Source organism: Enterobacter soli (genome assembly GCF_964208575.1).
Lineage (GTDB): Bacteria > Pseudomonadota > Gammaproteobacteria > Enterobacterales > Enterobacteriaceae > Enterobacter > Enterobacter soli_A.
Genome location: NZ_CAXOFU010000001.1, coordinates 301656 through 325880 on the forward strand (window position 1 = coordinate 301656; position 24225 = coordinate 325880).

General features: G+C 58.2%; 23 protein-coding genes. 11 read left to right on the top strand and 12 right to left on the bottom strand.

All coding sequences use genetic code 11. From position 1 onward, the window contains the following. Positions 1-10: 10 nt before the first annotated feature. Positions 11-1279 (top strand): oligosaccharide MFS transporter, encoded by a 1269-nt coding sequence (locus AB6V08_RS01465; protein WP_368540905.1) that lies wholly within the window; start codon positions 11-13, stop codon positions 1277-1279. 27 nt (positions 1280-1306) lie between these two features. After that, positions 1307-2494 (top strand): glycoside hydrolase family 88 protein, encoded by a 1188-nt coding sequence (locus AB6V08_RS01470; protein WP_368540906.1) that lies wholly within the window; start codon positions 1307-1309, stop codon positions 2492-2494. Between the two features lie 31 nt (positions 2495-2525). Here AB6V08_RS01470 and lysM read toward each other — a convergent pair whose 3' ends face one another. From lysM to qseB, 5 genes are all read right to left on the bottom strand, one after another. Further along, entirely contained in the window at positions 2526-2966 is a 441-nt protein-coding gene (gene lysM / locus AB6V08_RS01475; protein ID WP_022649412.1) for a peptidoglycan-binding protein LysM, read from the bottom strand. A 152-nt stretch (positions 2967-3118) separates the two neighbouring features. Next, positions 3119-3433: a putative quinol monooxygenase gene (locus AB6V08_RS01480; RefSeq protein ID WP_368540907.1), complete on the bottom strand. Its 315-nt coding sequence runs from the start codon at positions 3431-3433 to the stop codon at positions 3119-3121. Between the two features lie 29 nt (positions 3434-3462). Further along, on the bottom strand, positions 3463-4044 hold the full coding sequence (locus AB6V08_RS01485) for an NAD(P)H-dependent oxidoreductase (protein ID WP_368540909.1): 582 nt from the start codon (positions 4042-4044) through the stop codon (positions 3463-3465). A 106-nt stretch (positions 4045-4150) separates the two neighbouring features. Then, positions 4151-5500, bottom strand: coding sequence for a quorum sensing histidine kinase QseC (gene qseC / locus AB6V08_RS01490; RefSeq protein WP_368540910.1), 1350 nt, complete (start codon positions 5498-5500; stop codon positions 4151-4153). Beyond that, positions 5497-6156 (bottom strand): quorum sensing response regulator transcription factor QseB, encoded by a 660-nt coding sequence (gene qseB, locus AB6V08_RS01495; protein WP_368540911.1) that lies wholly within the window; start codon positions 6154-6156, stop codon positions 5497-5499. The genes qseC and qseB overlap by 4 nt, the downstream gene beginning before the upstream one ends. A gap of 139 nt (positions 6157-6295) precedes the next feature. On the opposite strand from qseB, the gene AB6V08_RS01500 reads away from it, so the two are divergent. The 5 genes from AB6V08_RS01500 to AB6V08_RS01520 all read left to right on the top strand — a co-directional run bounded on the left by AB6V08_RS01500 (position 6296) and on the right by AB6V08_RS01520 (position 13767). Continuing rightward, a complete protein-coding gene (locus AB6V08_RS01500; RefSeq protein WP_368540912.1) occupies positions 6296-6697 on the top strand; it encodes a YgiW/YdeI family stress tolerance OB fold protein in 402 nt (133 codons plus the stop codon). A gap of 118 nt (positions 6698-6815) precedes the next feature. After that, entirely contained in the window at positions 6816-9074 is a 2259-nt protein-coding gene (gene parC / locus AB6V08_RS01505; RefSeq protein WP_368540913.1) for a DNA topoisomerase IV subunit A, read from the top strand. A gap of 160 nt (positions 9075-9234) precedes the next feature. Next, positions 9235-9972 carry a 1-acylglycerol-3-phosphate O-acyltransferase gene (gene plsC, locus AB6V08_RS01510; protein ID WP_368540915.1) on the top strand — a complete coding sequence of 246 codons (738 nt, stop codon included), beginning with the start codon at positions 9235-9237 and terminating at the stop codon, positions 9970-9972. A 58-nt stretch (positions 9973-10030) separates the two neighbouring features. Continuing rightward, complete coding sequence (gene ftsP / locus AB6V08_RS01515) at positions 10031-11443, top strand: cell division protein FtsP (protein WP_368540916.1); 1413 nt, start codon at positions 10031-10033, stop codon at positions 11441-11443. 149 nt (positions 11444-11592) lie between these two features. Next, positions 11593-13767 (top strand): YgiQ family radical SAM protein, encoded by a 2175-nt coding sequence (locus AB6V08_RS01520; RefSeq protein ID WP_368540917.1) that lies wholly within the window; start codon positions 11593-11595, stop codon positions 13765-13767. Between the two features lie 96 nt (positions 13768-13863). Here the strand turns inward: AB6V08_RS01520 and dkgA are convergent, their stop codons facing one another. Both dkgA and yqhD read right to left on the bottom strand, forming a co-directional pair. Beyond that, a complete protein-coding gene (gene dkgA / locus AB6V08_RS01525) occupies positions 13864-14691 on the bottom strand; it encodes a 2,5-didehydrogluconate reductase DkgA (protein ID WP_368540918.1) in 828 nt (275 codons plus the stop codon). A 105-nt stretch (positions 14692-14796) separates the two neighbouring features. Next, the gene (yqhD, locus tag AB6V08_RS01530) at positions 14797-15960 is read right to left on the bottom strand and encodes an alcohol dehydrogenase (protein ID WP_368540919.1); all 1164 of its coding nucleotides are present in this window, start codon (positions 15958-15960) and stop codon (positions 14797-14799) included. Between the two features lie 195 nt (positions 15961-16155). Here yqhD and AB6V08_RS01535 point away from each other — a divergent pair, with 195 nt between their 5' ends. Next, positions 16156-17055 carry an AraC family transcriptional regulator gene (locus AB6V08_RS01535; RefSeq protein WP_368540974.1) on the top strand — a complete coding sequence of 300 codons (900 nt, stop codon included), beginning with the start codon at positions 16156-16158 and terminating at the stop codon, positions 17053-17055. 44 nt (positions 17056-17099) lie between these two features. Here AB6V08_RS01535 and yghB read toward each other — a convergent pair whose 3' ends face one another. Both yghB and metC read right to left on the bottom strand, forming a co-directional pair. Then, positions 17100-17759 (bottom strand): DedA family general envelope maintenance protein YghB, encoded by a 660-nt coding sequence (gene yghB, locus AB6V08_RS01540; RefSeq protein ID WP_368540920.1) that lies wholly within the window; start codon positions 17757-17759, stop codon positions 17100-17102. A gap of 141 nt (positions 17760-17900) precedes the next feature. Then, the gene (gene metC, locus AB6V08_RS01545; RefSeq protein ID WP_368540921.1) at positions 17901-19088 is read right to left on the bottom strand and encodes a cystathionine beta-lyase; all 1188 of its coding nucleotides are present in this window, start codon (positions 19086-19088) and stop codon (positions 17901-17903) included. 251 nt (positions 19089-19339) lie between these two features. On the opposite strand from metC, the gene exbB reads away from it, so the two are divergent. Then, entirely contained in the window at positions 19340-20071 is a 732-nt protein-coding gene (gene exbB / locus AB6V08_RS01550; protein ID WP_368540923.1) for a tol-pal system-associated acyl-CoA thioesterase, read from the top strand. A gap of 4 nt (positions 20072-20075) precedes the next feature. Further along, positions 20076-20498: a TonB system transport protein ExbD gene (gene exbD / locus AB6V08_RS01555; protein ID WP_368540924.1), complete on the top strand. Its 423-nt coding sequence runs from the start codon at positions 20076-20078 to the stop codon at positions 20496-20498. A 219-nt stretch (positions 20499-20717) separates the two neighbouring features. Here exbD and AB6V08_RS01560 read toward each other — a convergent pair whose 3' ends face one another. After that, positions 20718-21614: an SDR family oxidoreductase gene (locus AB6V08_RS01560; RefSeq protein WP_368540925.1), complete on the bottom strand. Its 897-nt coding sequence runs from the start codon at positions 21612-21614 to the stop codon at positions 20718-20720. Between the two features lie 245 nt (positions 21615-21859). On the opposite strand from AB6V08_RS01560, the gene AB6V08_RS01565 reads away from it, so the two are divergent. Beyond that, positions 21860-23311 (top strand): methyl-accepting chemotaxis protein, encoded by a 1452-nt coding sequence (locus AB6V08_RS01565; protein WP_368540927.1) that lies wholly within the window; start codon positions 21860-21862, stop codon positions 23309-23311. Here the strand turns inward: AB6V08_RS01565 and AB6V08_RS01570 are convergent. Both AB6V08_RS01570 and AB6V08_RS01575 read right to left on the bottom strand, forming a co-directional pair. Continuing rightward, entirely contained in the window at positions 23308-23754 is a 447-nt protein-coding gene (locus AB6V08_RS01570) for a cytoplasmic protein (protein WP_368540928.1), read from the bottom strand. The genes AB6V08_RS01565 and AB6V08_RS01570 overlap by 4 nt on opposite strands. Before the next feature lies 1 nt (position 23755). After that, a complete protein-coding gene (locus AB6V08_RS01575) occupies positions 23756-24160 on the bottom strand; it encodes a hypothetical protein (protein WP_368540929.1) in 405 nt (134 codons plus the stop codon). Positions 24161-24225: the final 65 nt, after the last annotated feature.

Genomic DNA, 24225 nt, shown 5'->3' on the forward strand with positions numbered 1-24225 from the left:
CGAGGATGATATGAAAAGTACATCTCCAGCAAACAGAACTGAATATTACAAAATCAGCAGTTTTATTTTTCTCTACTTCTTTACCTGGTCGGCCAGTATTGGCCTGCTGGCTATCTGGCTCGGGCAAAAAGCCAACCTCAGCGGCTCGGTGATCGGGACGGTATTTGCGGTTAACGGCGTCTTCTCCGTTATTCTCAAACCGATCTACGGCTATATTCTCGATAAAATCGGCATGAGCAAATATTTGCTCTATTTTGTGGTGGCGATGTCGGCCCTGATGGCGCCGTTCTTTATTTACGTTTACCAGCCGCTGCTGCTCTCTAATACCCTGCTCGGGATTATTATCGGCGCGCTCTATTTAAGCTTCGCCTGGTATGCGGGCGTGGCGGCGTGCGAATCCTATTCCGACCGCTTTAGCCGCCTGAACGGCATGGAGTTTGGCCAAATCCGCATGTGGGGTTCCCTCGGCTGGGCGGTGGCGTCGTCCTTCTCCGGCCTGCTGTTTAACCTCTCGCCCGCGTATAACTTCATTATGGGCAGCGTGACGTCGGTGATCATGCTGATTGTCCTGATCAGCCTGAAAGTGAACACTAACTCCGTTCACGCGGGGGAGGTATTAACCAAAGAGAAAATCGCCCCGTCGGACGTCTACGCGCTGCTGCGCAACCGCAAGTTCTGGGCGTTCTGCCTGTACGTGGCGGGCGTGGCGTGGATGATGTTTATCGCCGAGCAGCAGTTCTCGCGCTATTTCGTCACCTTCTTCGACGATATTCATCAGGGCAACGCGGTGTTTGGCTATCTGGGCACCGTGCAGTCCGGGATGGAGTTCGTCATGTATATGGTGATCCCGCTGTTTGTGAATTATATCGGCGCCAAGCGCGGGCTATTAATTGTCGGTCTGATCGTCGGCGCGCGTCTGATTATTTCCGGCCTGTGCGATTCGCATTTATTAATTTCGGTGCTGAAACCGCTCTACGGTCTGGAAATCTGCCTGCTGCTGGTGTCGGTCTTTAAATATATCGCCGAGCATTTCGATAAGCGCGTGAACGCCACCATGTATTTACTCGGCTATCAGGCGATGCTGTACGTCGGCAACGTGGTGGTCTCCTCGCCGGCGGGATATATGTACGACCGCATCGGCTTTGAGCAGACCTATATCATCATGGGCGCTACGGCGCTGACCTTTACCCTTATTTCTGCCTTTACGCTATCCGCCTGTCAGAGCAAATGGCGCGGCGCTCGCGCGCTGAACGTCGCAGAACAGAATTTATCCCGCTAATTACGCCGTCAAAGAAGGAACCGAAATATGTTAAGTCGTATCACTGAGGAGCGCCTGCCCGCTATTCCTGCCCCCGTTGATCCTCGCGCGTTCAGCGATGAGCTCAGCTCGGCGCGCAGCCACGTTCTCGACCTGATTAGCCGTCATTTAACCGAGTTCGGCGAGCAGTTCCCGGCGGAAACCTGCAAAGAGGGGTTTTATCCGCTGACGGACAACGTGGAGTGGACCACCAGCTTCTGGACCGGGCAGCTGTGGCTGGCGTGGGAGATGAGCGGCGAGGAGAAATTCCGCGCGATGGCGGAGAAGCACGTCCGCTCGTTTGGCCTGCGCATTGCCGGACGTAGCGACACCAATACGCACGATCTGGGCTTTCTCTATACGCTCTCCTGCGTGGCGGCCTGGCGTCTGACCGGCAACCGCGAGGCGCGCGGCTTTTCCCTGCTGGCGGCAGAAGCCCTGCTGGAGCGCTTCCACGAGAAGGCGAAGATCATCCAGGCGTGGGGCGATCTGGCCGATCCCGAGCAGGCCGGGCGCATGATCATCGACTGCAACATGAACCTGCCGCTGCTCTACTGGGCGACGGAGCAGACGGGGGATCCGCGCTTCGCCGATGCCGCAAAAGCGCACGTGATGCAGGCGGCGACGTACCTCATTCGTGAAGATGCCTCGACGTTCCACACCTACTACATGGACGTGGTGACCGGCGCGCCGCGCTACGGCAATACCCAGCAGGGCTATGCGGACGACTCCTGCTGGTCGCGCGGGCAGGCGTGGGGGATTTACGGTTTCCTGCTGAGCTATATCTACACCGGTGACGAGACCATGATTGCCCTGTCGAAACGGCTGGCGAACTACTTCCTGAACCGTCTGCCGGAGGATTACGTCTGCCACTGGGATCTGGCGCTGGTGGGGACGGACGCGCTGCGCGACTCCTCTTCCGCGGCGATTGCGGTCTGCGGCCTGCTGGAGCTGGTGAAGCACCTGCCGGTGACCGACCCGGATCGGGCGCGCTATCTGGAATGGGCGAAGGGGATCATGTCGTCGCTGACCCGGCACTACCTGATGGGCAAAGACGAGAAGGGCAGCGGGCTGCTGAAGCACTCGGTGTACCATCTGGCGAGCAATAAAGGGGTGGACGAGTGCGCAAGCTGGGGGGATTACTTCTACGTGGAGGCGCTGGTGCGGTTCACCCAGAGCTGGAAGCTGTACTGGTAAAACAGTCGGGGGGCGACCCCCGACTCATGCGTTATGCCTTAGGAATACGCAGCGTCTGGCCGGGATAAATTTTATCCGGGCTGGAGAGCATCGGGCGGTTCGCCTCAAAGATTTTGTTGTACTGGTTGGCGTCGCCGTACACCGTTTTAGAGATGGCGCTCAGGGTATCGCCAGATTTCACCGTGTAGTAGGTGGCTTCATCTTTGGCGTCGGTGGCGGTGATGTTGTTCTCCACCTCGCTTACGCCCGCGATGTTCCCCACGGCTACCTGGATTTTTTCCTTCTGCTCCTGCGTCAGGCCGTCGCCCGTGACGCTGGCCTTACCGTCTGTTACGTCCACCTGAACTTTGTCTGAACCGGGAATGTTGAGTTTCTTGAGGTGCTCGGTGATTTTGTCGCTCTGACCTTTATGATCGGTCAGGTTATCCCACAGCTTTTCGCCTGCTTCTTTTACGAAGTTAAAAAGACCCATTCCATCCTCCTGTTAATCATGAAGTCAGAATAAGCATAGCAGTTGAGATCAAAGCCATAAAAAAAGCCCGGTAGCGCTGGCGCTTACCGGGCCTACGGGTCAGGTTTTGTAGGCCGGGTAAACGTAGTGCCACCCGGCAAATTCTACGAACCTTAAACCCCTTGCTCCAGAATACGGATATGGGTTTCCAGAACATCCCCTTTCACCGCCTCGCCCCACGCTTTCATGTGCGCGGTTTGCAGGTGCGCTTCAAGGTGCGCCACGGTTTCCCACTGCTCCACCATAATGATGGAGTCCGGCGCGGTGGCCTGGAAGCTCGCGTCGGTGGCGGCGTCCACCATCGGCGCGTAGCCGTGGCAGCCTTCTTCTTTCAGCACGGTCGGGATAATTTTTGCGAACTGATCCAGAACCGCCTGGCGGTGATGTTGACCTGGACGCGTACGGATTTCAGCAATAACGGTAAGCATGATCATTTCTCCTGATAACAGGCTAACAGTTAAGCAAAAATCTGCCCGAGATGCTTGCGATATTCTGCGATATAGCGCGGGACATCCGGCATTTTAATCACGTCGTTGACGATAAAGGTCGGCAGCGGCTCCATGCCCAGGAACTGATTGGCCTTGTGGAACGGCAGGTAAGCCCCGTCAACGCCCACGCCTTCGAAGAACTGGTCTTTCTCGGTGAACGCTTCGATCGGCGCGTTCCAGGTCAGGGAGAGCATATATTTTTTGCCCTGAATCAGGCCGCCGGAGCCGTATTTTTTAGAGGCATCGGAGCGGGTACGACCGTCGCTGGCATACAGCGAGCCGTGGCCTTCGGTGAACACATCGTCCATGTACTTTTTCACGGTCCACGGCGCGCCCATCCACCAGCCCGGCATCTGCCAGATAACCACGTCGGCCCACAGGAAGTTCTGCACTTCGGCCTTCACGTCGTAGTCGCCGTCTGCGCGCACGACCTTAACATCATGCCCGGCGTCGCGCAGGAAACCGTCCGCGACCTCGGTCAGGGTGTCATTCAGCTGGCCTTTAGAGTGGGCGAATTCTTTCGCGCCGTTGATAATCAGAATGTTGCTCATTATTTGTCCTCGGAGATGAGAGTCTGGAGGCAATTCTACGCGCGAAAGCGGTGCGATAAAATGAGCAAAATGTGCAAAGTCTTTTGCTCATGAAGCAATAATCCCGCTACCAGCTGACCTTCGCCTCGAACCCGCCTTCCGGCGCATTTCCGAGCGTCACCCGCATACCGTGCAGCGCGGCGATGCGTTTGACGATAGACAGCCCGAGGCCGCTGCCGGTCTCGTTCTGCCCGGGCGGACGATAAAAACGCTCGCCAATCCGCGCCAGCGCCTCGGGCGCGATGCCCGGCCCGTTATCGCGCACCGTAAAGCCGCGGGCGTCGAGCGTCACCTGCACCACGCTGCCGCGCGGGCTGTAGCGCACGGCGTTATCCAGCAGGTTTCGTACCAGCAGGCTCAGCAGCAGCGGCTGCCCGGTGCGCGTCACCTGCGGGGCGTTGACCTCAAGACGCACGTCGATGCCCGCCTGCTGCGCGGGGTGGTAGCAGTCCATCACCGCCGACTGCAGCACGTCGGCCATCGGCAGGGGCTCAACGTCGTCGAGATTGTCCAGCGAGTCCAGCCGCGAGAGGGTCAGGAGCTGATCCACCAGCCGCGAGGCGCGGTCGATACCCGCGTGAAGCTGCGACAGCGCCTTTTCCTGCGCCTCGGGATCGTCCTGGGAAAGCTGCGCTACCTCGGTTTGCACCTTAAGGGCGGTGAGCGGGCTGCGCAGCTCGTGGGCGGCGTCGGAGGTAAAGCGGCGCTCGCGGGCCATCATCGTTTGGGTGCGGGTGAACAGGTGGTTAAGGGCGTCGAGCAGCGGCCGCACTTCGGCGGGCACCCCGCCGGTGGGCAGAGCGTCGGTGGCGTCCGGCGAGCGTGAGCGCAGGGTCTGGGCCAGCTTTTTCAGCGGCCTGAGCTCGCGGCTCAGCAGCACAATCAGCAACAGCAGCATTATCGGCAGCGCCACCAGCCACGGCGTAAGCTGCGAGCTGACCACGTCCAACGCCATCTCCTGACGGTATTCCCACTCCTGGCCTACCACCACCCGGTATTTCCCGTCCGGCGAGGTGAGCCACAAAAACCGCCATTCGTCGTTATCGTCGCGCAATCGCCCGTTATCAAACCCCTCACGGCGATAGTGGTAGGGAATGTCGCGGCCATTTTCGCCGTCGTTCAGCACCATTTTCCCGTCGGTGGAGTAGATCGCGAACGCCAGCGCGTCGTCGTCCAGGCGACCGTGCTTCACCTTTTTCGGGATCTCGCGCATTCGTTCCGGGGCGCTTATCTCGTTGAGATCCATCGTCAGCAGCCGTTTGGCGAACAGCATCTGCTGGGTGTCGAACAGCTTGTCGAGCTTGTGGGTGGTCTGCTGCCAGGCCACCACGCTCGCGGCGAACCACGCGGTCAGCGACAGGAGTAAAAACAGCAGCGTCAGGCGCAGCTTCAGGCTCAGGCGTTGCGTCAGCTTCATGCGTCACCCAGGGTGTAGCCGATACCGTGGACGGTGCGGATAAATTCGCTGCCGAGCTTGCGGCGCAGATGGTGAACGTGGACTTCCACGGCGTTGCTGGAGACATCGTCGTCCCAGCTGTAGAGCTTCTCTTCGATAAGCTTGCGCGGCAGCACGCGTCCGGCGTTGCGCATTAACAGCTCCAGCAGGGCGAACTCTTTCGGCTTGAGCACCAGCGTTTCTCCGTTGAGGGTGGCAATCAGGCTGGCGGGATCGAGCGTCACCTTGCCATGGCGAAGCTCGCTGCGCGCCTGGCCGTGGCTGCGGCGCACCAGCGCTTCCAGGCGGGCGGCCACTTCAATCAGCGCAAAGGGTTTGCAGAGGTAGTCGTCGGCGCCCAGGCGCAGGCCTTCGACGCGCTGGTTCAGCGCATCCCGGGCGGTAAGGATCAGTACCGGCTCGCTGCGGCCCTTTTCGCGCCACTCGCGCAGGATCGCCAGCCCGTCGATCTCGGGCAGCGTCAGGTCAAGCACCACGGCGTCGTAGGGGGCGGAATAGAGCGCCGCCAGCCCGGTTTCCCCGTCGGTAAACCAGTCGAGGCTAAAGCCCATTTTCGTTAGCCCGGCTTTGATGCCGTCGCCAATCAGCCTGTCGTCTTCTACCAGTAAAATGCGCATATTCCCTCCTTGATGCCGTCAGTAAACCCTCTGAATCAACATGCTGTACAGTAAAAATAAATAAATTTTCCCCTTAAGAAGTTGTTAAGGATTACCCTGTTTAATGGATTGCGAAACCACATTAAAGGGAGAGATTAATATGAAAAAATTCGCTGCACTTGCTGCCATCATGATGATGACCACTGCCCCTGTTTTTGCTGCGCAGGGCGGATTTAACGGCCCGTCTGCAACGGCGCCCCAGACGCAAACTCAGCAGGGCGGTTTTGTTGATAACAACGCCAACCTGACGACGGCGGCAAAAGTGAAAGACCTGAAGGACGATGCCTGGGTGAAGCTGCGCGGTAACATCACCGAGCGCCTGTCCGATGACCGCTACACCTTCCGCGATGAAACCGGCACGGTGGTGGTTGAGATCGACCACAAGCGCTGGAACGGCGTGACCGTCACCCCGCAGGATAAGGTCGAAATCCAGGGCAAGGTGGACAAAGACTGGAACGAGTTTGAGATAGACGTGAAGCAGATTATCAAGCTGAACAAATAACCCTAAAAGGGCCGCGCGGGTGGCCCTTTTTCTTTGTGACTCAACGCGACAGATAAGGTAGTATCTGCGGCAATATTGCCTGAAACCAGCAGGTTTCTGAGTTGAGGAATCCCATTTAATGAGCGATATGGCAGAGCGCCTCGCGCTACATGAATTCACGGAAAACGCCTACCTGAACTACTCCATGTACGTCATCATGGACAGGGCGTTGCCGTTTATCGGTGATGGCCTGAAACCCGTTCAGCGCCGCATCGTCTATGCGATGTCTGAGCTGGGGCTGAACGCCAGCGCCAAGTTCAAAAAATCCGCCCGTACCGTCGGTGACGTGCTCGGTAAATACCATCCGCACGGCGACAGCGCCTGCTACGAAGCGATGGTGCTGATGGCGCAGCCGTTCTCTTACCGCTACCCGCTGGTAGACGGCCAGGGGAACTGGGGTGCGCCGGACGATCCGAAGTCCTTCGCGGCGATGCGTTATACCGAATCCCGCCTGTCCAAATATGCCGAAGTGCTGCTGGGCGAGCTGGGGCAGGGCACCGTCGACTGGGTGCCAAACTTCGACGGCACGCTGCAGGAGCCGAAAATGCTGCCTGCGCGTCTGCCAAACATCCTGCTGAACGGCACCACCGGGATCGCCGTGGGCATGGCGACGGACATTCCGCCGCACAACCTGCGCGAAGTGGCGAAAGCCGCCATCACCCTGATTGAACAGCCGAAAACCTCGCTGGACGAGGTGCTGGATATCGTGCAGGGGCCGGACTACCCGACCGAAGCCGAGATCATCACCTCCCGCGCGGAAATCCGCAAAATCTACCAGAACGGTCGCGGCTCCGTGCGTATGCGCGCGGTGTGGACCAAAGAAGATGGCGCCGTGGTGATCACCGCGCTGCCGCACCAGGTCTCGGGCGCGAAAGTGCTGGAGCAGATTGCGGCCCAGATGCGCAACAAAAAGCTGCCGATGGTGGACGACCTGCGCGACGAGTCCGACCACGAAAACCCGACCCGTCTGGTGATCGTGCCGCGCTCCAACCGCGTGGACATGGAGCAGGTGATGAACCACCTGTTCGCGACCACCGATCTGGAAAAAAGCTACCGCATTAACCTGAACATGATTGGTCTGGACGGGCGTCCGGCGGTGAAAAACCTGCTGGAGATCCTCACCGAATGGCTGGCCTTCCGCCGCGATACGGTGCGTCGTCGTCTGAATCACCGCCTGGAAAAAGTGCTCAAGCGCCTGCATATTCTTGAAGGTTTGCTGGTGGCGTTCCTCAATATCGACGAAGTCATTGAGATCATTCGTACAGAGGACGAACCGAAGCCCGCGCTGATGTCGCGCTTTGGCATTAGCGAAACCCAGGCTGAAGCCATTCTCGAGCTGAAACTGCGCCATCTCGCCAAGCTGGAAGAGATGAAAATTCGCGGCGAGCAGAACGAGCTGGAAAAAGAGCGCGATCAGCTGCAGGCGATCCTGGCGTCCGAACGCAAGATGAACACCCTGCTGAAGAAAGAGCTGCAGGCCGACGCCGACGCCTTTGGCGACGACCGTCGTTCTCCGCTGCACGAGCGCGAAGAAGCGAAGGCGATGAACGAGCACGACATGCTGCCGTCTGAGCCTGTAACCATCGTGCTGTCCCAGAGCGGCTGGGTGCGCAGCGCCAAAGGCCACGATATCGACGCGCCGGGCCTGAGCTACAAAGCGGGCGACAGCTTCAAAGCCGCGGTGAAGGGCAAGAGCAACCAGCCGGTGGCGTTTATCGACTCCACGGGCCGTAGCTACGCCATCGACCCGATCACGCTGCCGTCCGCGCGCGGGCAGGGCGAGCCGCTGACCGGTAAACTGACGCTGCCGCCGGGCGCGACGGTTGACCATATGCTGATGGAAGCCGACGATCAGAAGCTGCTGATGGCCTCTGACGCGGGCTACGGCTTCATCTGTACCTTTAACGACCTTGTGGCGCGTAACCGTGCCGGTAAGGCGCTGATCACGCTGCCGGATAACGCGCACGTGATGCCGCCGCTGGTGATTGAAAACGACAGCGATATGCTGCTGGCGATCACCACCGCCGGGCGAATGCTGATGTTCCCGGTGAGCGATCTGCCGGAGCTGTCGAAAGGCAAGGGCAACAAGATTATAAACATTCCGTCGGCGGAAGCGGCAAAAGGCGAAGATGGCCTGGCGCACCTGTTTATTCTGCCGCCGCAGAGCACGCTGACCATCCACGTGGGCAAACGCAAAATCAAGCTGCGCCCGGAAGAGCTGCAAAAAGTGGTGGGTGAGCGCGGTCGCCGCGGCTCGCTGATGCGCGGCCTGCAGCGAATCGATCGCATAGAGATCGATTCCCCTGCTCGCGCCAGCGCAGGCGACAGCGAAGAGTAAGTCATTACCCCCCTCTGTTCCGGAGGGGGGATCTCCGAAAATTTCCGGTAAAAACGTTGTTAATTCGTGCGTTGCGATTAACAATACGCGCTCGTAATAAAGTCCTTACCTGGCCACAGGTGAAGTATAATTGTCAGCTGTTGGGGCTTCAGAGGTCGCTATGCTATACATTGTTCGTCTCATTCTTACCGTTATCTACTGCATTCTGGTCTGTATTTTCGGCTCTATTTATTGCCTGTTCAGCCCGCGTAACCCGAAGCATGTTGCGACCTTTGGTCACATGTTTGGCCGTCTTGCGCCGCTGTTCGGCCTGAAGGTTGAAAAACGTCTGCCGGAAGGCGCCGAGCACTTCGGTAACGCCATCTATATCGCTAATCATCAGAACAACTACGATATGGTGACCGCCTCGAACATCGTGCTGCCGCCGACGGTGACCGTGGGGAAAAAGAGCCTGCTGTGGATCCCGTTTTTCGGCCAGCTTTACTGGCTCACCGGTAACCTGCTGATTGACCGTAATAACCGCGCCAAAGCGCACAGCACCATTGCCGAAGTGGTGAACCACTTTAAAAAGCGCAGAATTTCTATCTGGATGTTCCCGGAAGGGACGCGCAGCCGCGGCCGCGGCCTGCTGCCGTTTAAAACGGGCGCCTTCCATGCCGCTATTGCGGCGGGTGTTCCAATTATTCCCGTGTGCGTTTCCAATACTTCGAATAAGATTAATCTTAACCGCCTGAATAACGGGCTGGTGATTGTGGAAATGCTGCCGCCGGTGGATACCAGCAAATATGGCAAAGACCAGGTTCGCGAGCTGGCGGCACACTGCCGTGAGCTGATGGCGAACCATATCGCGCTGCTCGACAAAGAAGTCGCAGAACGAGAAGCCGCCGGGAAAAAGTAATCCGGCGTTAAAGGGAAAACGAATTCCCGCGTTGTTAGTCGTTTCAGATGGAGCTTATATGTCACTCAGTCGGCGTCAGTTTATTCAGGCTTCGGGGATCGCCCTCTGTGCGGGTGCGATGCCGTTGAGAGCCAACGCCGCCGGGCAGCAACAGCCGCTGCCCATTCCGCCATTGATTGAATCCCGTCGCGGGCAGCCGCTGTTCCTCACCCTCCAGCGCAGCCACTGGTCGTTCACCCAGGGCACCCGCGCCCCGGTATGGGGCATTAACGGGCGCTACCTTGGGCCAACCATCCGCGTGTGGAACGGCGATGACGTTAAGCTGATTTACAGTAACCGCACCGCTGAAAATGTCGCCATGACCATCAGCGGTTTGCAGGTGCCAGGCCCGCTGATTGGCGGCCCGGCACGCATGATGTCGCCGAACGCCGACTGGGCGCCGGTGCTGCCGATCCGCCAGAGCGCAGCGACCCTGTGGTATCACTCCAACACGCCTAACCGCACCGCGCAGCAGGTCTATAACGGCCTGGCGGGGATGTGGCTGATTGAAGACGAGGTCAGCAAATCGCTGCCGATCCCGAACCACTACGGCGTGGATGATTTCCCGGTCATTATCCAGGACAAACGTCTGGATAACTTCGGCACGCCGGAGTACAGCGAGCCGGGCAGCGGCGGGTTTGTGGGCGATACGCTGCTGGTGAACGGCGCGCAAAGCCCGTTCGTCGAAGTTTCTCGCGGCTGGGTGCGCCTGCGCCTGCTGAACGCCTCGAACTCACGCCGCTACCAGCTGCAAATGAGCGACGGCCGTCCGCTGCACGTGATTTCAGGGGATCAGGGCTTCTTGCCTGCGCCGGTCTCGGTGAAACAGCTTGCGCTGTCGCCGGGCGAACGCCGCGAGATCCTCGTGGATATGACCAACGGCGATGAAGTGTCGGTGACCTGCGGCGAAGCGGCGAGCATCGTTGACCGCATTCGCGGCTTCTTTGAGCCGTCGAGCATTCTGGTTTCCACGCTGGTGTTAACCCTGCGCCCAACCGGCCTGCTGCCGCTGGTGACCGACAGCCTGCCCATGCGTTTGCTGCCGCAGGAAATCCTGAGCGGTTCGCCGGTGCGCAGCCGTGATATCAGCCTCGGGGACGATCCGGGCATTAACCGCACCCTGTGGGACGTTAACCGTATCGATATTACCGCCCAGCAGGGCACCTGGGAGCGCTGGACGGTACGTTCCGAGATGCCGCAGTCGTTCCACATTGAAGGGGTTTCATTCCTGATCCGCAACGTGAACGGCGCGATGCCGTTCCCGGAAGACAGGGGCTGGAAAGATACCGTCTGGGTGGACGGGCAGGTTGAGCTGCTTGTCTACTACGGCCAACCTTCGTGGCCGCACTTCCCGTTCCTGTTCCACAGCCAGACGCTGGAGATGATGGATCGCGGGTCGGTGGGGCAGATGCTGGTGAACCCGGCGCCGTAAAACGTGTCGGGTGGCGCTGCGCTTACCCGACCTACAGCTCCGTAGGCCCGGTAAGCGCAGCGCCACCGGGCAAGAAATACCCCTTCATTTCACATAAAGATCCAGCGTATAATCCCGCTCCTTTTGTCTATTTTTTCTTCGGAAGCATTATGAGCGCAATCTCCCTGATCCAGCCGGATCGTGACCTCTTCTCCTGGCCGCAGTACTGGGCGGCCTGCTTTGGGCCGGCGCCGTTCCTGCCGATGTCCCGGGAAGAGATGGACCAACTTGGCTGGGACAGCTGCGACATTATTCTGGTCACGGGCGATGCCTACGTCGACCACCCGAGCTTCGGGATGGCGATTTGTGGCCGTATGCTCGAAGCGCAGGGCTTCCGCGTGGGGATCATCTCCCAGCCTGACTGGAACAGCAAAGATGCGTTCATGACGCTCGGTAAACCGAACCTGTTCTTCGGCGTCACCGCCGGCAACATGGACTCGATGATTAACCGCTACACCGCCGACCGTAAGCTGCGCCACGACGATGCCTACACGGCGGATAACGTCGCGGGCAAACGTCCGGATCGCGCAACGCTGGTTTATACCCAACGCTGCAAAGAGGCCTGGAAAGACGTCCCGGTTATTCTCGGCGGCATCGAGGCGAGTCTGCGCCGTACCGCGCACTACGACTACTGGTCTGATACCGTGCGCCGTTCTGTGCTGGTGGACTCCAAAGCCGACATGCTGATCTTCGGCAACGGCGAGCGTCCGCTGGTGGAAGTGGCGCACCGTCTGGCCCAGGGTGAGCCGGTAAGCGAAATCCGCGACGTGCGCAACACCGCGATCATGGTGAAAGAGGCGCTGCCGGGTTGGAGCGGGGTGGATTCCCGCATCATCGATATGCCGGGTAAAATCGACCCAATCCCGCACCCGTATGGCGAAGATCTGCCGTGCGCGGACAACAAACCCGTCGCGCCGAAGAAGGCCGAAGCCAAAGCCGTCGTCGTTCAGCCGCCGCGTCCAAAGCCGTGGGAGAAGACCTACGTTCTGCTGCCGTCCTTTGAGAAAGTCAAAAGCGACAAAGTGCTTTACGCCCACGCCTCGCGCATTCTGCACCATGAAACCAACCCGGGCTGCGCGCGTGCGCTGATGCAAAAGCACGGCGAGCGCTACATCTGGGTTAACCCACCGGCGATCCCGCTCTCGACCGAAGAGATGGACAGCGTCTTTGCCCTGCCGTACAAGCGCGTACCGCACCCGTCATACGGTAAGAGCCGCATTCCGGCGTATGAGATGATCCGCTTCTCGATCAACATCATGCGCGGCTGCTTTGGCGGCTGCTCCTTCTGCTCCATCACCGAGCACGAAGGGCGTATTATTCAGAGCCGTTCCGAAGACTCGATCGTTAACGAGATCGAAGCCATTCGCGACACCGTGCCCGGCTTTACCGGCATTATCTCGGATCTGGGTGGCCCAACCGCCAACATGTACATGCTGCGCTGTAAATCGCCGCGCGCGGAGCAAACCTGCCGCCGCCTGTCGTGCGTCTATCCGAGCATCTGCGAACACATGGACACCAACCACGAGCCGACGATCAACCTTTACCGCCGCGCGCGCGATCTGAAAGGCATCAAGAAGATCCTGATCGCCTCCGGCGTGCGTTACGACATCGCCGTGGAAGATCCGCGCTATATCAAAGAGCTGGCGACGCACCACGTGGGCGGCTATCTGAAGATTGCCCCGGAGCACACCGAAGAAGGCCCGCTGTCGAAAATGATGAAGCCGGGCATGGGCAGCTACGATCGCTTTAAAGAGCTGTTCGACACCTACTCGAAGCAGGCGGGCAAAGAGCAGTATCTGATCCCGTACTTCATCTCCGCGCACCCCGGCACGCGCGATGAGGACATGGTGAACCTCGCCCTGTGGCTGAAGCAGCGCCGCTTCCGTCTGGACCAGGTGCAGAACTTCTACCCGTCGCCGCTCGCGAACTCGACGACCATGTATTACACCGGAAAAAACCCGCTGAGTAAGATTGGCTACAAGAGTGAAGACGTGGTGGTGCCGAAGGGTGACAAGCAGCGCCGTCTGCATAAGGCGCTGCTGCGCTACCACGATCCGGCTAACTGGCCGCTGATCCGCCAGGCGCTGGAAGAGATGGGTAAAAAGCACCTGATTGGCTCACGCCGCGACTGCCTGGTGCCTGCGCCAACGCTGGAAGAGATGCGCGAAGCGCGTCGTCAGAACCGCCACACGCGCCCGGCGCTGACCAAGCACACGCCGATTGTGCACCAGCGTTCAAACGGTGGGGCAGGCGCGAAAAAGAACGTAAAACGTAAGAACGGTTAAGCCTGTAACACGGCCCGGTGGCGCTACGCTTACCGGGCCTACAGGCCAGAAAGTAGGCCGGGTAAGGCGAAGCCGCCACCCGGCTTTTTTACGCGATTAGCCCCCAAACTGATCCGGGTCCGGCCCCAGCCGTTTGCCCTTGTCCAGCTTCGCAATCTCGCCCAGCTCGTCTTTGTCCAGGCGGAAGTCCCAGACGTTAAAGTTCTCGGCGATACGCGCCGGGGTGACCGATTTCGGGATCACCACCAGCCCGCTGTCCAGGTGCCAGCGGATCACAATCTGCGCCGGGGTTTTTCCGTACTTGTCGGCCAGATCGCGGATGATTTTCTGATCGAACACCCCTTCGCCGCCCTGAGCCAGCGGACTCCAGGACTCGGTCTGGATCTTGTGGGTGGCGTTCCAGGCGTGAAGCTGACGCTGCTGCATCAGCGGGTGCAGCTCAATCTGGTTAATCACCGGCACCACCCCGGTTTCGTCAATCAGACGCTGCAGATGGTGAACCTGGAAGTTACAGACGCCGATGCTTTTGACCAGCCCACTTTTTTGCAGCTCAATCATCCCTTTCCAGGCATCGACGTAATGATCGATAGCCGGAACGGGCCAGTGCATCAGATACAGATCGACGAAATCCAGCTGAAGCTTGTCCAGGCTCTCCTGTAAGGCCTCGTGCGGGCGTTTCTGATCGTCGTTCCACAGCTTGGTGGTAATGAAAAGTTCGTCGCGGGGCACGCCAGCGCTGGCGAGCGCTTTGCCCACGCCCTCTTCATTTTTGTATGCGGCAGCGGTATCGATGGAGCGATAGCCGACTTCCAGTGCTTTATGAATGGCGGATACGACCTCGTCGTTACCGGCTTTCCATACGCCGAGCCCCAACTGGGGCATTACGTTGCCATCCTGAAGCTTGATTACGGTTTGGTTTGCCATTTTTCCTCCTTCATTTGCCATCCATCAGGGGCGAACCCCCGATGGCGTGTGTGCATTAAGTCTGGACGAAATGTCAAAAAACGAAAGGCGGGATAACAAAAACGCTTAGCGCGCCGCTTCGTAAATACGACGGCTCACGTCCAGCGTGATGTCGCCGTGCTCGCCCAGCTGGGTCATGCCGTGCTCTTCCAGTTTTGCCAGCAGGGCAGGGATTGAGCTGCCGTCCAGGCCATAGCCGGAGAGGCGCGTTGGCACGCCCAGGCCTTCAAAGAAATTGCGGGTCGCTTCGATGGCTGCATCGATACGTTCGTCTTCGGAGCCTTCGGTGATATTCCACACGCGCTCGGCGTACTGCAGCAGCTTGGCGCGTTTGGTATCGCGTTTTTCATTCCACAGCGCAGGCAGAACCACCGCCAGCGTCTGGGCGTGATCCAGGCCGTGCATCGCCGTCAGCTCGTGGCCGAGCATATGGGTCGCCCAGTCCTGCGGAACGCCAGCGCCGATCAGGCCGTTCAGCGCCTGCGTCGCCGCCCACATGACGTTGGCGCGCACGTCGTAGTTTTCCGGATCTTTCAGCGCTTTCGGGCCATCTTCCACCAGGGTCAGCAGAATGCCTTCCGCGAAACGATCCTGGATTTTGCCGTCAACCGGGTACGTCACGTACTGCTCAACGGTATGAACAAACGCGTCCACCACGCCGTTTGCCACCTGACGCGGCGGCAGGGTGTAGGTGTAAACCGGATCCAGAATCGCGAAGACCGGCTGAACGTGTTCGCTCATAAAGGCCTGCTTGTCGCCGGTGGTTTTACGGGAAATCACCGCGCCCTTGTTGGATTCAGAGCCGGTTGCCGGCAGGGTCAGCACGGAGCCCATCGGGATCGCGCTTTTCACGTCGCTGCCGCGGGTTTCGAGGATATGCCACGGGTCAACGCCGTCAGCGTAATGTGCCGCCGCCGCGATGAACTTGGTGCCGTCGAGGACGGAACCGCCGCCAACCGCCAGCAGGAAGGTGATCTTCTCGTCACGGGCGATCTTGACCGCGTTCATCAGGGTTTCGTAAGACGGGTTTGGCTCGATGCCGCCAAACTCGCGCACGTTCAGACCTTCCAGAGCGCTGTAAACCTGATCCAGCACGCCGGTTTTTTTCACGCTGCCGCCACCGTAGGTGATGAGCACGCGAGCGTCAGCCGGGATCTGCGCGCGCAGGTCGGCGATAGCGCCTTTGCCAAACAGAATGCGGGTTGGGGTGTGGAGATTAAAGTTGTTCATTGCTCGTTCCCTTATGTGGGTGAAAAACCGTGGCGGCGCTGATGGCTACCTGATGCTGCACATTGTGGCCATCTGGCGCTATCCTCTCAATGCACATTCCTGCCGATGTCTTGCCCATTTCTACAGAGCGCTGGAGAAACCGCGGGAAACTGCGCACACTGTTAGCGTCGGAAACCGTACCCGGAGTAAGTGAAAATGAACCGTGAAGAGATTTGCCTTCAGCTCACCTCGCAAATTAACAGACTGAAAGATAAGCAAAATAGTCTCAGCGAGATGCTGCCTGATATCCGTCTGCTGTACGGCACGCAGCCGGGGACGCGCACCCCGGTGATGTACCAGCCGGGCATCGTTTTTCTCTTCTCCGGCCATAAAATTGGCTATATCAACGAGCGCGTGTTTCGCTACGACACCAATGAATATCTGCTCCTGACGGTACCTTTACCCTTCGAATGTGAAACCTTCGCGACAGAGGCGGTGCCGCTGGCGGGGATTCGCCTGAACGTGGACATTCTCCAGCTCCAGGAGCTGCTGATGGATATTGGCGAAGACGCGCTTTTCCGTCCATCGATGGCGGCAAGCGGGATCAACTCGGCGACCCTGTCCGATGAGATCCTCTGCGCCATTGAGCGCCTGCTGGACGTGATGGAAAGGCCGCTGGATGCGCGCATTCTGGGCAAACAGATCATCCGCGAAATCCTCTACCACGTGCTGCTGGGGCCGGGGGGCGGGGCGCTGCTGGCGCTGGTGAGCCGTCAGACCCACTTCAGCCTGATTAGCCGGGTGCTGAAGCGCATTGAAAGCCAGTACACGGAAAACCTCAGCGTTGACCAGCTGGCGGCAGAGGCGAACATGAGCGTGTCGGCGTTTCACCATAATTTTAAATCGGTGACCAGCACCTCGCCGCTGCAGTACCTGAAAACCTATCGCCTGCACAAGGCGCGGATGCTGATGATCCACGACGGCATGAAGGCCAGCGCGGCGGCCATGCGGGTGGGGTACGAAAGTCCGTCGCAGTTCAGTCGGGAGTTTAAGCGCTACTTTGGCGTCACGCCGGGGGAAGATGCGTCACGTATCAGAACCATGCAGGGAGCGTAGGTTTTTCCCCTCTCCCCTGTGGGGAGAGGGTCAGGGTGAGGGGCTCAGGCGCTGCAGTACTTCTTCTTAATCACCACCGCGATGGTTCCCACCAGGCCCGCAACCAGCAGGAACATCGGCAGGATCATCAGGAAGGTCATGACCTGATCTTCATGGTGCTTCACAAACGGGATCATGTTCAGCGCATAGCCGAGTGAGGTCACCACGCCCACCCACAGCAGGGCGCTCAGCCAGTTAAAGAACTGGAAACGGCGGTTCGACAGGCCGGAAATGCCCGCCATGGTGGGCAGCAGGGTGCGAACAAACGCCAGAAAACGCCCGGCCAGCAGCGCCAGCAGGCCGTGTCGGTCAAACATGCAGGTCGCGCGCTGGTGGTATTTATGCGGGAGCTGCGCCAGCCAGCCCTTCACCACGCGCGTATTGCCGAGCCAGCGGCCCTGCAAATAGCTTAACCAGCAGCCGAGGCTGGCGGCGGAGGTGAGAATGACCATCGTCGGGGTAAAGTCCATAACGCCCTTGCCGATTAACGCGCCGGCCAGCAGAAGTAGGCTGTCGCCGGGAAGGAAAGAGGCTGGCAGTAGTCCATTTTCCAGAAAAAGGGTTGCGAACATCACGAAGTAAACAATGCCCACAACGTGGGGATCCGCCAGCGCGGCAAAATCGTGATGCCAGAGTGCCGCGATAATATCTTGAATAACAGCCATGGACTTTCCTGTGGAACAGCAGATATAGCGCTATTGTACACCCTGATTGGCCCGCCGGGGTTGATCGCGGGCGCAACTAATGCAGACTTTTCTGGTGGTGATGTTCACAAAAGCGTCCGGGTGTACATTTCAGCCAGCACTCTACACGATACGTTCGAACCCTGCCGCTAAATCCGCAATCAAATCGTCAACATCTTCTAAACCGATGTGCAGACGAATTAAGGTGCCGCTAAAGTCCACCTGCCCGCCCGGGCGCAGCGCGGCGATCTGTTCCGGCTGGTTAGGCAAAATCAGCGATTCAAAACCGCCCCACGAGTAGGCCATGCTGAAGAGGGTAAAATTATCCAGATAGGCTGCCAGCTCGTCGTTGCTCAGGCGTTTTTTAAGAACAAACGAGAACAGGCCGCTGCTGCCCGTAAAGTCACGTTGCCAAAATTCATGCCCCGGGCTCCCCGGCAGCGCAGGGTGGTTCACGCGTTCAACCTGCGGGTGCTGCGCCAGCCATTCGGCAATTTTCAGGCTGCTTTCGTGATGCTGACGCAAGCGCACGCCGAGCGTGCGGATGCCGCGGCTGGTCATGTAGGCGGTATCGGCATCCACCATTTGCCCCATCAGATAGGCGTTCTCGCGCAGCTGATCCCAACATCGGGCATTTGACACCGCGGTGCCAATCATGCCGTCGGAGTGGCCGATCAGGTATTTGGTCGCCGCCTGGATGGAGATATCAATATCGAACTCCAGCGCCTTAAACAGCACGCCCGCCGCCCAGGTATTGTCGATCATGATAATCGCGTCCGGCGCTTTGCCGCGCACGGCCTTCACGATGGCGGGGACATCGTGGACTTCCATGGTGATGGAACCCGGCGATTCCAGGAACACGATGCGGGTGTTCGGCTGAATAAGATCGGCAATGCCTTCGCCGATCATTGGGTCGAACCAGCCGGTCGTTACGCCGAGCTTGCTGAGGATTTTGGTGCAGAAGTCCTGGCTCGGCTCGTAGGCGGTGTTGGTCATCAGGATATGATCGCCCTGTTCCACAAACGCCAGAATGGTGTTGGCGACCGCCGCCGCGCCGCACGGAAACAGCGCGCAGCCCGCGCCGCCTTCCAGCTCGCACATGGCTTCCTGCAATGAGAAATGGGTTAGCGTGCCGCGGCGGCCGTAAAACAGCCCGCCCTTGGCGCGATTACGGGTGGCAATTTTCTTCTCCTCAACGGTGTCAAACACCAGTGAGGAGGCCCGTTGAATTACGCTGTTGACCGAACCCTGCGTGTACTTTTTGCTGCGCCCGGCCTGGACAAGCGTGGTATCAAGCTGCTTCTTCGTCATCTTCGCTAACCCTGTTTTTATACGTCTGGACGTCCAGACTACCATGAAAATAAAAATGTTCTCCTCTCTGCTGTTCGAATAAGTGGAAAATTTTTTAAAATCCCCGCTCAAAAATTTTTTCCTGTTTAAGCGCAAGGAAAATGAAACGATTTTGCGGCACTATGTAAATACTAATGAGAACTACTATCAATTCGACGATGTTTTGATATTATTAGGTTCAGATTTTGTAATTTGCGTCCTGGAGATACAGAGTGGGTAATAATTTGATGCAGACGGATCTCTCCGTCTGGGGCATGTATCATCATGCGGACATCGTGGTTAAAATTGTGATGATCGGCCTGATTCTGGCGTCCGTTGTCACCTGGGCTATTTTCTTCAGCAAGAGCGCAGAGCTTATTTCACAGAAGCGCCGCCTCAAGCGCGAACAGCAGCAGCTGGCTGAAGCCCGCTCTCTGGATCAGGCCGCGGACATGACCTCATCCTTCCACGCGAAAAGCCTGACTACCCTTTTAGTGAACGAAGCTCAGAACGAGCTGGAACTCTCCGCCGGCAGTGAAGACAACGAAGGCATCAAAGAACGTACCGGCTTCCGCCTGGAGCGTCGCGTTGCCGCCGTGGGGCGTCACATGGGCCGCGGTAACGGTTATCTGGCGACTATCGGCGCCATTTCCCCGTTCGTGGGTCTGTTTGGTACCGTCTGGGGCATCATGAACAGCTTCATCGGTATTGCCCAGACGCAAACCACTAACCTGGCGGTGGTTGCGCCGGGTATCGCAGAAGCGCTGCTGGCAACGGCTATCGGTCTGGTGGCGGCAATTCCTGCGGTGGTTATCTACAACATCTTCGCGCGTATGATTGGCAGCTACAAAGCCACCCTCGGCGACGTTGCCGCGCAGGTTCTGCTGCTGCAAAGCCGCGATCTGGACCTGAACGCCAGCGCCGCTAAGCCGGTACATGCGGCGTCTAAACTGCGCGTAGGTTGATTGTATGGCGATGCGTCTTAACGAAAATCTGGACGATAACGGCGAAATGCACGAAATCAACGTGACGCCGTTTATCGACGTCATGCTGGTTCTGCTGATTATCTTCATGGTGGCCGCGCCGCTGGCAACGGTTGACGTGAAGGTGAATCTGCCAGCCTCTTCCAGCCAGCCGCAGCCGCGCCCGGAAAAGCCGATTTACCTGTCGGTGAAGGCGGATAAATCCATGTTCCTGGGCAACGATCCGGTGACCGATGCGTCCGTCATTCCGGCGCTCGATACGCTGACCGGCGGCAAGAAAGACACCACCGTTTTCTTCCGTGCGGATAAAACCGTCGACTATGAAACCATGATGAAGGTAATGGACACGCTGCATCAGGCGGGCTACCTGAAGATTGGGCTTGTCGGCGAAGAGAAAGCCGGAAAGTAAAAGAAAAAGGCAACGTCAGTTGCCTTTTTTTATGGTTATACCCTGACACGTTCACAAGCGTTGTGATAACACAGAAGCAGAGAACGTGAGGTGAACGGAACAACCACCAGAGCCGCATGTTCCCCTCACCCTAACCCTCTCCCCAAAGGGGCGAGGGAATGGCTCCCTGCGAACTTTATTTTCAGGAGATCCCTCTCCCCGTGGGAGAGGGCCAGAGCCTTAGCCCAGATGTTCCCCACCGCACACGCCGTGCACCTCGGCGGTCACGTAGCTTGATTCCTGACTCGCCAGATAGACATACACCGGCGCCAGCTCCGCCGGCTGACCCGCGCGCTTCATCGGCGTCTGCTGACCGAACTGCGGGATCTTCTCCTGCGTCTGACCGCCGGAAATTTGCAGCGCCGTCCAGATAGGGCCCGGTGCCACCACGTTCACGCGGATCCCTTTTTCGGCTACCTGTTTCGCCAGCCCGCGGCTGTAGTTAAGGATCGCGGCTTTGGTGGACGCGTAGTCCAGCAGGTGCGGGCTTGGCTGATAGGCCTGAATCGACGAGGTGGTAACGATGCTGGAGCCGGCCGGCAGCAGCGGGATCGCTTCCTGGGTGATGTAAAACAGCGCCAGCACGTTTACCGCGTAGGTTTGCTTGAACTGCTCGGTGGTGAGATCGGCAATGTTCTCCACCGCAGTTTGCTTACCGGCCACCAGCGCCAGCACGTCCAGCCCGCCGAGGGCCTCGTGCGCCTTATGCACCAGCGAGCGGGCAAAGGACTCATCGCTCAGATCGCCCGGCAGCAGAACCGCCTTGCGTCCCGCCTCTTCGATCAGCTGCTTAACCTGCTGCGCGTCTTCCTCTTCGGCGGGCAGGTAGTTAATAGCTACGTCAGCACCTTCACGCGCGTAAGCAATGGCGGCAGCGCGTCCGATACCGGAATCGCCCCCTGTCACCAGCGCCTTACGATCCTGGAGTCGTCCACTGCCTTTGTAGCTCTTCTCTCCGCAGTCCGGCACCGGCGTCATTTTGGCCTGTACGCCAGGGGCAGGCTGCTTCTGCTGAGGGAAATCGCCCGTGTGGTACTGGGTGGTCGGATCCTGAATTTTCGTCTGGTCATGTGCCATTGAAAGACTCCTTGTTGTTGGGTTCAACATTAAGGCTAGTGGCATTTGCTGCATCAGGGGGAAATTCAGGATATTCCTGAATTTATTAAGTCGTGATAAAGCGCGATTTAATAGCGACTGAATAATAAAGAATTTATTTCGTTGCAGCGTAGATAAAGAAAAATAGCGGCTACGCTTAATAAAAAAATAATAAACACCTTCCCACAGGGAAGGCACTCTTTCACCTGCACAGCAAGAGACTCCCTATGGCTATGATGACATGGCTGCACCCGCACGCGCCTCAACCCGACCTCATCTCATTATCTGCAATTCGACAGCGAGCCGACCGCCTGATGCTGGTGCTTATCTGGGCCCTGTGGTGCGTTTCGCTGGGCGTGGGATATATGAACGACAGCCTGACGCAGGGGGCGATTGTCGGCACCGTGCTGGCGGCGCTCTCCACGCTTATCGCGATTCTGCTCCCCGGATCCTTACTGCTGCGCCTCAGCTTTGCATTTGTGCTGATGGCCTATTCCGCATTGCTCATTCATCTGGGGGAAGGGGAAACCGAATATCACTTCTCGGTCTTTGTGCTGCTCTCGGCGCTGCTGGCCTGGCGAGACTGGCGTCCGCTGGTGATGGGGGCGGCGGTTATCGCGCTGCATCATCTAATTTTTAACTATTTGCAGGAAAACGATCTCTACGGCGTGATGGTCTTCATGCACACCGGTTTTCACATGGTGGTCTTCCACGGGCTGTTTGTGGTGGTACAGACCGCCATCCTGGTGCTGCTGGCGGTGCGTATGGAGCAGGACGCCCGTTCGGCAAGCGAGGTGGCAAGGCTTGCCGGCGTGATTAACCGCGAGCCGGGGTATCTGACGCTGGCCGTGGACAGCGAGCCTGCCGACTCCTCTTTCGCCCGCACCTTCAGCCTGACGCTCGGCACCATGCGCGCCACCCTTGAGCAGGTCAGCGCCAGCGTCGGGCAGCTTCTGGAGGCGTCCCGCGCGCTGCGCCAGCGTAACAGCGCGCTTTCCCAGCGCACCGAGAACCAGGCTTCTTCGCTCGCGACCGCAGCCAGCGCGATGGAGCGGCTCAGCGCCGTCGCCACCCAGACCACCCAAAAGGCCACTCAGGTCAGGGAGATGGCGCTCAACGCCAGCGAGGTGGCGGAGCAGGGCGGCGAGAACGTGCGCCAGGCGATAGCGGCGATGGAGCAAATCCGCGAGGAGTCCCAGCGCATTTACACCATTCTGGAGCTGATCGACGGGATTGCCTTCCAGACGAATATCCTGTCGCTAAACGCGTCCGTCGAGGCGGCCAGGGCGGGCGAGCACGGGAAGGGGTTTGCGGTAGTGGCCTCCGAGGTGCGTATTCTGGCCCAGCGGAGCGAAGGGGCGGCGAAGGACATTCGTCAGCTTCTGACAACGTCCCAGGCGACCACGCAGCACGGGGTCGAACAGGTCGAGCACGCCGGGCAGACGATGAAATCGATCATTGAATGTATCGACGGGCTGCGCTCGCTGCTGGAGGAGCTTTCACAGATGAGCGAGCAGCAGCGGGCGAGTATCGCGCAGATGAACGGAAGCATTGCCAGCATTGATGCCAGCGTGCAGGAGAATGTGCAGCACGTCGCGCAAACGTTGCAGGTGGCAGAGCAGCAGCAACAGCACACGGGTCAGCTGAAAGAGGCGATTGCGGTATTCAGGTTTGATTAATTTTGCGGTTCGGAAGGAGCGTTGGTGGCCGGGGCCAGCGCGTCTTCGTCCAGCGCGACGCAGGTGACGTTCGACGTGCGGTAATTCCCGTCGGAGAGTTTGCGGGTCAGGCGCAGGGTGGCCGTTTCCCTTGCCAGCAGGTACTGGTAGTTGGCTTCGAGGCGGCCGAGGATTTTATCCTTCAGCTCAGGGCGTTGTTCAATAATCGCGTTAATCACCGCGCCGTAGATCTCCTCTTTTACCTGCAACGAATAAATCTCACGGCGGTTCTGCCATTTCAGGCGCACCAGCGTGGCGGGGATAGAAATCAGATCCTGGGTAATTCGCGTCATTTCCACATTCTTTGTGTTTTTCAACGCGTCGAGATTTTGCTTTAAGATAAACTCGTCACTTTTTTTGTTATCTAAAGTCAAATAAACGTTATTATTGTCAACTTCCTTCACGCTAATCGTCCCCCAGCTGATAAAAAATAGGGTTGTTTTTCTCACGCGTAATTAAATTAAGCCAAATTTCATTGCCCGCTTCGTTTATTTCTTTGGTTTTTTCGGTCATTATTTGGCTGAGTTTTTGAGCGTCTATTTCGCCTTCGGCCTGCAGGTCATTGAGAAGATGAACAAAGGCTTCAATTTTAACAGCGCGGAATAACCGGTCTTTTATATGACGGTCGTGCTCCTCCAGCACCATATTACGCGACTTCCCGGTTCGGGAAACACCAATTAATATGTCGGCTTCAAAATCGGAGAGTTTTCTTTTTCCCTGAGTGAAATTAGCCTCTTTTTCTGCTTCCGTCGAAGGCTGTTCCACAGGCGTAATGTGGTACTTTGCCGGGACAAGATTGTCAGGCAGCATTTTTTAATTTCCTTTAAATTCAACAGGGTGGGGTTATTAAAGGCGTGAGATTCGTTGACAATAAC